Annotated in this window: 8 protein-coding genes and 1 tRNA gene; 7 read left to right on the top strand and 2 right to left on the bottom strand. The window is 56.0% G+C overall.

What is annotated here, in order from left to right; all coding sequences use genetic code 11:
• The first annotated feature begins 188 nt into the window (after nt 1-188).
• Together PHD76_13620 and PHD76_13615 are read left to right on the top strand one after the other, a co-directional pair.
• Nucleotides 189-260 (top strand) — tRNA-Met (locus PHD76_13620).
• A gap of 8 nt (nt 261-268) precedes the next feature.
• The gene (locus PHD76_13615; protein ID MDD5262878.1) at nt 269-514 is read left to right on the top strand and encodes a GIY-YIG nuclease family protein; all 246 of its coding nucleotides are present in this window, start codon (nt 269-271) and stop codon (nt 512-514) included.
• A 17-nt stretch (nt 515-531) separates the two neighbouring features.
• Here the strand turns inward: PHD76_13615 and PHD76_13610 are convergent, their stop codons facing one another.
• A complete protein-coding gene (locus PHD76_13610; GenBank protein MDD5262877.1) occupies nt 532-1,389 on the bottom strand; it encodes an AraC family transcriptional regulator in 858 nt (285 codons plus the stop codon).
• Between the two features lie 113 nt (nt 1,390-1,502).
• Between PHD76_13610 and PHD76_13605 the strand changes: the two genes are divergently transcribed.
• Nucleotides 1,503-2,330, top strand: a complete 828-nt coding sequence (locus tag PHD76_13605) for a phytanoyl-CoA dioxygenase family protein (GenBank protein ID MDD5262876.1) — start codon at nt 1,503-1,505, stop codon at nt 2,328-2,330.
• Between the two features lie 387 nt (nt 2,331-2,717).
• Here PHD76_13605 and cyoE read toward each other — a convergent pair whose 3' ends face one another.
• Nucleotides 2,718-3,614: a heme o synthase gene (gene cyoE, locus PHD76_13600; protein MDD5262875.1), complete on the bottom strand. Its 897-nt coding sequence runs from the start codon at nt 3,612-3,614 to the stop codon at nt 2,718-2,720.
• Between the two features lie 392 nt (nt 3,615-4,006).
• On the opposite strand from cyoE, the gene PHD76_13595 reads away from it, so the two are divergent.
• The 4 genes from PHD76_13595 to PHD76_13580 form a co-directional block, all read left to right on the top strand.
• Entirely contained in the window at nt 4,007-4,672 is a 666-nt protein-coding gene (locus PHD76_13595) for a cytochrome c3 family protein (GenBank protein MDD5262874.1), read from the top strand.
• Nucleotides 4,669-7,869, top strand: coding sequence for a TAT-variant-translocated molybdopterin oxidoreductase (locus tag PHD76_13590; GenBank protein MDD5262873.1), 3,201 nt, complete (start codon nt 4,669-4,671; stop codon nt 7,867-7,869). Before PHD76_13595 ends, PHD76_13590 begins: the two co-directional genes overlap by 4 nt.
• A gap of 7 nt (nt 7,870-7,876) precedes the next feature.
• Entirely contained in the window at nt 7,877-9,292 is a 1,416-nt protein-coding gene (gene nrfD / locus PHD76_13585) for a polysulfide reductase NrfD (GenBank protein ID MDD5262872.1), read from the top strand.
• Nucleotides 9,289-9,619 (top strand): DUF3341 domain-containing protein (locus PHD76_13580; protein MDD5262871.1); only part of this gene is annotated, 331 nt, incomplete at its 3' end. The genes nrfD and PHD76_13580, both read left to right, overlap by 4 nt.

Genomic DNA, 9,619 nt, shown 5'->3' with positions numbered 1-9,619 from the left:
GGCAGCGTAGCTCAGGGGTAGAGCAGCCCCGAAAGCATTCGGGGTTGGTCGGTGACCTAGGCTTGGAAAAATGGATTTGGCATTAGTTAAACATGGCAGCGTAGCTCAGGGGTAGAGCAGCCCCGAAAGCATTCGGGGTTGGTCGGTGACCTAGGCTTGGAAAAATGGATTTGGCATTAGTTAAACATGGCAGCGTAGCTCAGGGGTAGAGCAGGGGACTCATAAGCCCTTGGTCGGGGGTTCAAATCCCTCCGCTGCTACCCTTTTTATGGCGTGGGCTTACATACTCAAAGGCTCAAACGGCCGACATTATATCGGATCCGCAGTGGATTTCGAAGTCCGCTTCGCACAACATCAGCGCGGCCATACCTATAGCACCAAACGCTTGGGTACGATATTGGAGATTGTCGCAAAACGTGAATATCCCACATTGAAAGAAGCGCGGGCCGTGGAAAGAAAACTGAAAGCGAAGAAAAATCCAATATTGGCGATTTACATGCTGGAGAATGGATAGAAACGCCCAGGCGCAACTCACCCCTCCTGCGGCCGCTTCCTGCGATAGGCGCGGGGCGAGACTTTCCGCAGCTTGAGAAATTGCCGGTTAAAATTGGATAGGTTTCCGAACCCAGAGTCGTAGCAGACTTCCGCCACGGTACGTTCCGTCTCAAGCAACAAATGGGAAGCGTGCCCGATGCGGACTTCGTTGAGAAACGCGCGAAACGTCTTGTTCGTCGCGCGCCGGAAAAAGCGGCTGAAGGAAGGCGGGCTCATATGGGCGATCCTCGCTGCTTCGTTTTGGGTGATTCCTTCCCTGAATTTTTTGGAAATCAGTTCGCATACCCGGTTGATGCGTTCGCCTTGATAAAGCGCCAGGGAGGGGGAATAGGTGGGACTGGCCAGAACGCGGAACTCCTTCGATCCCGCGAGAATATCGAAAATGTTGAGAAATGCCGTCAGCCGTGCGGCACCATTAAGGCTGTCCAACTGGACCATAAGCGGCGCAACCTTGTCCCGTGTCAAGCCATGAAACGAAAGCCCGACGCGGGCACGCTCGAACAAGCGGTGGATCGCCTTCAGCTCGCCAAGCTGAAAAAAATTCGACCCGAGGCATTCGGGAAGAAATTGCATGACAATGGAATGCGCCTGGCCGGAAGGCGTCGCATCATTGATGTACATGTGGGGCAGATTGGGGCCCATCAATACCAGATCGCCCGGGGAAAAACGGCTGATGTGGTCCCCGACATAGCGAAGTCCGGAACTGGCGATGATCAGGGTTAGCTCGATTTCGGGGTGGTGATGGAAGGGGCAGTCGAAGCGCCGGCTTTGGAAATCAAAGAGGGAGAACGAGCGGTTCCGGTCGTGTGAGATTTTTTCAAGAATCGCCTTCACTCGATTATTTTAACGGCATATTATCGGAAAAGTAAATAATATGTTAAATAAGTATCAGTCCTAGACAAAAACCATGTAGATTAGCCGGTCTGGCACCCATATGGTTAAATCTTATGAGCACAACGACTGCCCCGACACTCGACATTGATTCCGAATACAAAATCAGCCCTGAGCAGATTGCCCGCTTTCAGAAGAACGGCTACATCAAGCTCAAGAACGTCCTCGACGCCGAAGTGCTCGAATACTACGGCAGGGAAATCACCCGCCTGGTTCTTGAGCAGGCGAAGGACTACAAGCCGCTGGAACAGCGCACCACCTACGGCAAGGCCTTTCTTCAAATCATGAACATCTGGCAGCGAAACGAAATCGTGAAGGAATTTGTCCTCGGAAAACGCCTGGCGCGAATCGCCACCGCGCTGCTGGGAACCCGCGGTGTCCGGATGTACCACGACCAGGCCCTCTACAAGGAGGCGGGTGGCGGCTACACTCCGTGGCACGTCGATCAATACTACTGGCCGCTCTCAAATGAAAAAACCGTCACGGCATGGATACCGTTGCATGCGGTGCCCCTGGAAAACGGCCCGCTCATGTTCTCCGTCGGCAGTCAGCGCATCAAGATTGGCCGCGACCTTGAAATCAGCGACGACAGCGAAATGAAAATCGACGAGCAGTTGAAGTTGTCGAACCTTCCCGTTGACGAAACACCGTTCGATCTCGGTGAAGTCAGCTTCCATCTGGGCTTCACCTTTCACCGGGCCGGGCCGAACAAGCTGCCCAAGGCGCGCGAAGTCATGACCATTATTTACATGGACCAGGACATGCGCCTGATCGAACCCAAAAACAAGAATCAGCAAAACGACTGGGACAACTGGTGCCCGGGCGCGAAAATCGGGGAAATCATCAACAGCCCGCTGAATCCTGTCATCTACTCCCGTGACTGACGCGGGAGGGGGTTGCCTCTTCCTTATCAAGGTGCGCGGGGGACTGAGGGAGAAACTTCTTTTACCACGAAAGACACTAAAATCACGAACAAGGAATTGGCCGCTAGAAAGCGCAAAACCCGCAAAAATTGAACAAATGGTTTTTACAAAGAGATCTTCCGAAACCTTGGAGGGCTTCTCGTACTTGGCGCGAGTATGTGCTTATTTTAAGCCACAACGGGGCGTCCTAATACCAACCCAGGGCATCGCCCTGGGTTAAAGCGTTTTAAAAATATTCTAGCCCTGTAACCGACCCGAATATATTTCTCTCTCAAAGCCACATAGACGCACTCAATGAAAATCAGCGCTTGGAATCTGTCAGGCGGGACGCCTGCGCTCCCTCGATCGTCACACCTTATCAATCGCCAGGAGGAGCAGGATCACGGGCAGATAGAAGATCGAGGCCAGGAAGAGTCGCCGGGCGCTAACGTGTCCCGGATTTCTGACGAAGAAGAGCGATGCAGCCAGGTAGAGGGCGCCGCAGAAGGTCGCGCCGCTGAGATAAATCCAGCCGGTCATTCCCAAAAAGTACGGCGCCAGGCCGCAAGGCAACAGCAGCAGCGTGTGGAGCAGGCTTTTCCAGGCAGTACTTTGCCCGGAGGCGTCGTTGAGGGTCAGCATCCGGAATCCGGCCTTGGAATAGTCTTCGCGATACAGCCAGGCAATGGCCAGGAAGTGCGGCATCTGCCAGAAAAATAAAATCAGAAACAAGGCGAGCGCGCCGTCGTTGAGCGGGTTGCCGGCCGCCGTCCAGCCGATCAAGGGTGGCAGCGCGCCGGGGACCGCTCCGATCAACGTATTGAGAGGTGTGACGCGCTTGAGCGGGGTGTAAATAAAAAGATAGCTAAACAAGGTGAGCGCGGCGATGGAAAAGGCTAACAGATTTGTGGCGAGCAAAAGGTAGGCGAGGCCGCCTCCCGACAAATAAATGCCCAGGCAAAGGGCGTCCTGCTCGCGCATGCGGGAGGAGGGAAGGGGGCGGTTGCGGGTGCGAAGCATGAGGGCGTCGGCCTGGGTTTCCAAAACCTGGTTGAGCACGGCCGCGCCCGCGGCGAGCGAGGCGGTGGCGGCGAGGGTGTGGATCAGGAGCCAGGGATTGATTCCTGAAAAGCTGCCGAGATAAAAACCCGTCAGGGTGGTGAATAAAACGAGGAGGGAAAGGCGCGACTTGGTCAATTCAGACAGGTCGGAAATGAAAGTCCGCAGCGGGGCTGCTGCTCTGAGTTCGACGGCTGTTTCGTTCATGTTGTGGTTAGGATTCTAGCTCGAAATTAAAATTTTTCCAGAAGCGTGGGTTGATTATGGGAAGGGAGCGGGGGAAGAAAAGACAAAGCGAGGGCGCATGGGATTTAGTAAACTTGCTTAAGTAAGGTCAGCTTATGCCTTATGAAGCATTACTCATGCCATGTGCAAGCCTAATAGAATGAGACGCTTACAAAAAAGTGATGGTACACGAATAACAGGCATTCTAATTGCTTAAAGTATGGGCCTAATAATGAATTGACATCCGGTGTTTCAGACGACATTACCGTCCGTTTGCACAACGAAAAATTGGTTGTTTATGCGTCGGCCTAAAGCTTGCAAGTTATTGAAAAGCTGAGAGATAAGAATATCTCAAGCACCGACTACGGGAACCTATGGCGAATATATTTCCGAAATGGACTGTGACCCTGCCGATCAAATTGGCAGTCATGGGCCTGTCTCTCGGAGCCGTGGTCTTCACTGCCGCCGTCTATTATCTCACCCCCAAATATAGCCGCGTCGGCTATAATCCCGTCCAGCCAATCGCCTTCGATCACTCGCTCCACACGACCCAATTGGGCATCGATTGCCGTTACTGCCACCAGTCGGTCGAAATTTCCGCCACCTCAAGCGTGCCGTCGGTCCAGACCTGCATGACTTGCCACAGACAGGTGAAAAAAGGCAGCCCCAAACTGCAGGTTCTCTATGATGCCTGGAACAATGGCAAAGGCGATGGCCCCGCCGTTCATTGGGTCCGGATCCATCAGGAACCCGACTTCGCGTATTTCAACCACTCGATCCACGTCAACAGCGGCATCAGTTGCGTGAGCTGCCACGGCAATGTGAACCATATGCAGACCGTCTGGCAGAAGGAACCGCAGAGCATGAGCTGGTGCCTGGATTGTCACCGCCACCCGGAGGCCAAGATTCGCCCACTGAATAAAGTTTATGATCTCGACTGGAAAGCCCATCATCCCTGGCTCCAAAAGGAACCCGGTGAAGATCTCGTCAAACAACTGAACATCAATCCTCCGCAAAGCTGCTCCGGCTGCCATCGATGAAACGCACTTTCCAACATCCGCCCGAAACGGCCCCCGCCAAAGCGTATTGGCGGAGCGTCGAGGACTTTTCCAACACCGCCGGGTTCCAGGACTGGCTGGAGAAGGAATTTCCCGCGGGAGCGTCCGAGTTCTGGGGCGACGGCGTGTCGCGCCGGAGTTTCCTTCGCCTGATGGGGGCCTCGATGGCATTGGCGGGTTTTGGCATGTCAGGCTGCCGCCGTCCGGAGGCGCACAGTGTCCCGTTCAACAAAACGCCGGAATGGGAGGTGCCCGGGCGTTTCCTCAATTATGCCACCTGCATGCCTCGCCGCCGCGGAGGCGTTCCGCTGCTGGTGTCGAGCACGAGCGGCCGCCCGATCAAGATCGAGGGCAATCCGCTGCATCCGTTGAGCAAGGGAAAGAGCGACACGCAGGCCCAGGCTTCGCTGCTGAATTTGTACGATCCCGACCGGGCGAAACGCTTCCTCAAGCAGGGCGTGGAAATCAAGCGGGAAGATTTTTTCAAGGCCCTGGATGAATCCATGAAAGCCTGGCAGACGGCAGGCGGCAAAGGGCTGGCCATTCTTTCCCAGGAAACAAATTCGCCCACGCTCAACCGCCTCCGCGGCGAGCTGGCGAAACTGTATCCCGGCCATGTCTGGGCGGTGTATGAGCCGTGCCTCTACGACAATGAAGCCAAGGCCGCTAAGGCCGCCTTTGGCCAGGAGTGCCAAATCCTGCCGCGCTACGAAAAAGCGGACGTGATCCTTTCGCTCGATTGCGATTTTCTCGGCAGCGACGACGGAACGCTGGCGGCGATCCGCGGCTTTGCCGACGGGCGCAAGATCGAGAACGGAAATTCCAAAATGAACCGGCTCTATGTGGTGGAAAGCCGTTACACCACGACCGGGGCGATGGCGGACCATCGCCTGCGGCTCCCCGCCAGCCGGGTTGCCGCCTTAGCGGCTGCGTTGCTTGCCGAATTTCAGCCTGCCAGCATTGGAAGCGCTACGGTGGAGGGGGTTGATCCGGCTTGGGTTCGCGAAGCGGCAAAAGACCTGCGCCAGGCGGGCGCCAAGGCCCTCGTCGTGGCCGGGGCGGGGCAGCCGGTGGAAGTCCATCAGATGGCGGCGGCGCTCAATTCAGCGCTGGGCGCAATCGGCTCGACAGTTGATGTCATTAAAAAAGACGCTCCTGCATCGCTGGGCTTGAAGGAATTGGCAGCTTTGATACGTCAGGATGCGGTGACGGATCTTGTCATCCTGGGCGGCAATCCGGCGTACAATGCGCCGGCGGATCTGGATTGGGCGGCTCTGCAGAAAAAGGTGATGAATGTCATTCATCTTGCTTCCCACGAGGATGAGACCGCTGCCCTCAGCGCCTGGCAGGTTCCGCAGGCCAATTATCTGGAAACCTGGGGTGACACCCTTTTACAGGACGACAGCTACGGCTGCATTCAACCGCTGATCCTGCCCTTGTTTGGCGGAATTTCGGAGATCCAGCTTGTGGGGCGGATTTTGGGGCTCGCCGCGGCGCAGGATTCGGATTTGCCTGACGGCATGGCGCTGGTTCGGGAAACATTTCAATCTCGTATATTGGATCCTCAGATCTCCTCGTTGCAAAGATATGAGGAGGAAGCTCTTCACCCTGATGTACCGTGGAACAAATTTGTGCATGACGGTTTTCTGTCGGAATCGAAAGCGCCACTTGCTGCGGCGTTCAATGGCTCGAATTTCGGGGTCTCGCTGGCCTCGCTCAAAGCCTCGAATGCCCCGTTGAGCCCGGAAAGCCTGGAGCTTGTGTTTGTTCCCAGCCCGGCTGTGGATGACGGGCGTTATGCCAACAACGGCTGGATGCAGGAGCTGCCGGATTTCATGACCAAGCTGACCTGGGACAACGCGGCGTTGCTCAGCGGCGCAACCGCGACTGCACTCGGCCTCAAGTCCGAAATTATCCGCAGCATCTATGTTTCCGATGTCATCAAGATCGAGGCCGATGGGCGCAGCCTTGAAATTCCGATTCTGATCGTGCCGGGCCATCCGGACAACACGATCACGCTGCCCTTGGGTTACGGTCGTTCCGCGTGCGGCAAGGTTGGACAGGGCGTCGGCTTCAATGCCTACACGCTGCGCGGCTCCGATTCTACCTACTATTCCGTTGGCGCCAAAGTAAGCAAGACGGGCAAAAAACACGAGTTTGCCGTCACCCAGGAACATTGGAGCATGGAGGGGCGCGACATTGTGCGCGAGGCGCCGATTGCGTATTACCAAAAAAATCCCGGGTTTGCGCGCGAGCTGGGCTTTGAGAGCCACACGCCTCCGAACGAGAATTTTTACAAATCGCCCGGCTTCGATTACAAAAAGAATTCCCAGTGGGGCATGGTCATCGACCTGAGCTCCTGCGTCGGCTGCAACGCCTGCGTCATTGCCTGCCAGAGCGAGAATAACATTCCGATTGTTGGCAAGGATCAGGTTGGCAAGGGCCGCGAGATGCACTGGATTCGCGTGGACCGCTATTTCGGGGGTTCGCAGCGCGATGTCGAGATGGGCAAGATCACAATCCCGAACGATCCGGAAGTGGTCATGCAGCCCGTGGCGTGCATGCAGTGCGAGAACGCGCCCTGCGAACCGGTATGCCCGGTCAATGCCACGATACATGACGAAGAAGGTTTGAATGTCATGGCGTACAACCGTTGCATTGGCACGCGCTATTGCGCGAACAACTGCCCGTATAAAGTCCGGCGCTTCAATTTCTTCGATTACAACGAGCGGCAGTTGGACAAACTTTATTTCGGGCCGCTGGGTCCGAAGGGAATGGCCGACACCATCAAGCTGTCGAAGAACCCCAACGTCAGTGTGCGCATGCGCGGCGTGATGGAGAAGTGTACCTTCTGCGTCCAGCGCCTGGAGTCGGCGAAGATCGATCACAAGATCGTCTCGCACCGCGACGGCAGCAAGTTGCCGGAAGGCAGTGTCCAGACCGCCTGCCAGCAGGCCTGCCCGGCGGATGCGATTGTCTTCGGCGATTTGTCAGACCCCGCGAGCCGTGTGTCGCAGCTCAAGAAGCGGGATTTGAATTACAACCTGCTGGATTATTTGAACACGAAGCCGCGCCTGAGCTACCTGTCGCGGATTCGGAATCCGAACCCGCTGATGCCGGGCGCCGAAAAAGTGGGCATGAGCCTGATCCTCGCGCGGGAGGCGGGGCGGACGGAATGATTTGGTTATGAACGAAACCGCTACAGCCGTTAAAGACAATCCGATGGTACGGAAGCCGCTCATTTTGAACGGGCGTTCCTTTTCGTGGCTGACCGCGCATATCTCGGGCCTCGTTGAGGACAAGCCGCGTCTGTGGTGGTGGGTTGCCACGCTGATTGCGGGATCGTTTGCCGCTCTCGTGCCAATCGAAATCACCTATCTCATTTCAACCGGCGTGGGTGTCTGGGGCTTGAACCATCCGGTGGGCTGGGCCTGGGACATTACGAACTTTGTCTGGTGGGTCGGTATCGGCCATGCGGGGACGGCCATTTCCGCGATTCTGTTTTTGACTCGCCAAAAATGGCGCACCTCCATCAATCGCTCCGCCGAAGCCATGACCATTTTCGCCATCGCCTGCGCCGGAATTTTCCCGGCCATCCATGTGGGCCGGGTTTGGATGGTCTGGTTCCTGGCTCCCGTTCCGAACGCGAACGGCATCTGGCCCAATTTCAAGAGCCCGCTGCTCTGGGACGTGTTTGCCGTCAGCACCTATTTCTCGGTGTCCGCGCTGTTCTGGTATTACGGGTTGATCCCCGATTTCGCGACGTTGCGTGACCGGATGAAAAACCGCTGGGCCAAATGGGCTTACGGCATCCTGGCGCTGGGCTGGCGGAGTTCCAACCGGCATTGGCGCAATTATGAAAGAGGCTACATGCTCCTGGCCGGCATTGCCACGGCCATGGTGTTTTCCGTCTGCGGCATTGTGTCGATGGACTTCGCCACGTCCATCGTTCCGGGCTGGCATACCACGATCTTCCCGCTCTACTTTTTCGTCGGCGCGGTTTATGGCGGTTTTGCGATGATCCTGGTTCTTTTGATTCCGGCGCGCGCGCTGTTCAAGCTGGAGGATGTGATCACGCTGAAGCACATCGACAACATGGCCAAGATCACGCTGACCCTGGCCTGCCTCATCGGTTACATCTATGTCATGGAATTTTTCACCGGCTGGTACAGCGGCAACCCGAACGAGTGGGCGATGCTGTATTTCAACCGCTTTTCCTCCAACGCCCCGTATTGCCTCGCGTATTGGGTCATGGTCATTTTCAACGCGGTGCTTCCCCAGATTCTGTGGTTTAAATTTTTCCGGAAGAATGTGTTCTGGCTGTTTTTGATCGTCATTCCTCCAAGCATCGGCATGTGGTGCGAGCGGTTTGTAATCATCGTCACGTCGATCCACCGCGATTTCCTGCCTTCGTCCTGGCGCTACTTTACGCCCACAATCCATGACATCCTGCTGTTTGCCGGGACGCTGGGTTTCTTCTTCTTCCTTTTCCTGCTGTTTTTGAAGTTTGTTCCGGCGGTGACGATCTTCGAGGTCAAAGCAATATTGCCGGAAGCGGATCCGCATGAAAAATCCGGCCGCGCAGGAGGCGGGCAGGCATGAGCAGGATTTACGGAATCGGCGCCGAGTTTGGAAACGCGGCGGAGCTCTACGAGGCCGCGCGGCACATCCGCGATGCCGGGTTCAAGCGCTGGGACGTGTATTCGCCCTTCCCCATCCATGGCATGGATGCGGCGATGGGGTTGAAGAAATCGGCGGTTTCCTTTTATACCCTGATGGCCGGCATTGGAGGGGCCTTGGGTATTGTCGGGCTGATTGTCTATGCCGCCGCAATCAATTATCCGTTGGTGGTCCAGGGCAAACCTTATTTTGCGTTCGAACCGACTTTTCCCATTATGTTTGAGGTTGTGATCATGATTTCGGCTTTTG

The sequence above is a fragment of the Candidatus Methylacidiphilales bacterium genome (assembly GCA_028713655.1).
Lineage (GTDB): Bacteria > Verrucomicrobiota > Verrucomicrobiia > Methylacidiphilales > JAAUTS01 > JAQTNW01.
Note: the sequence above shows the minus strand (reverse complement) of the source record. Positions and strands in the feature narration are given on the sequence as shown.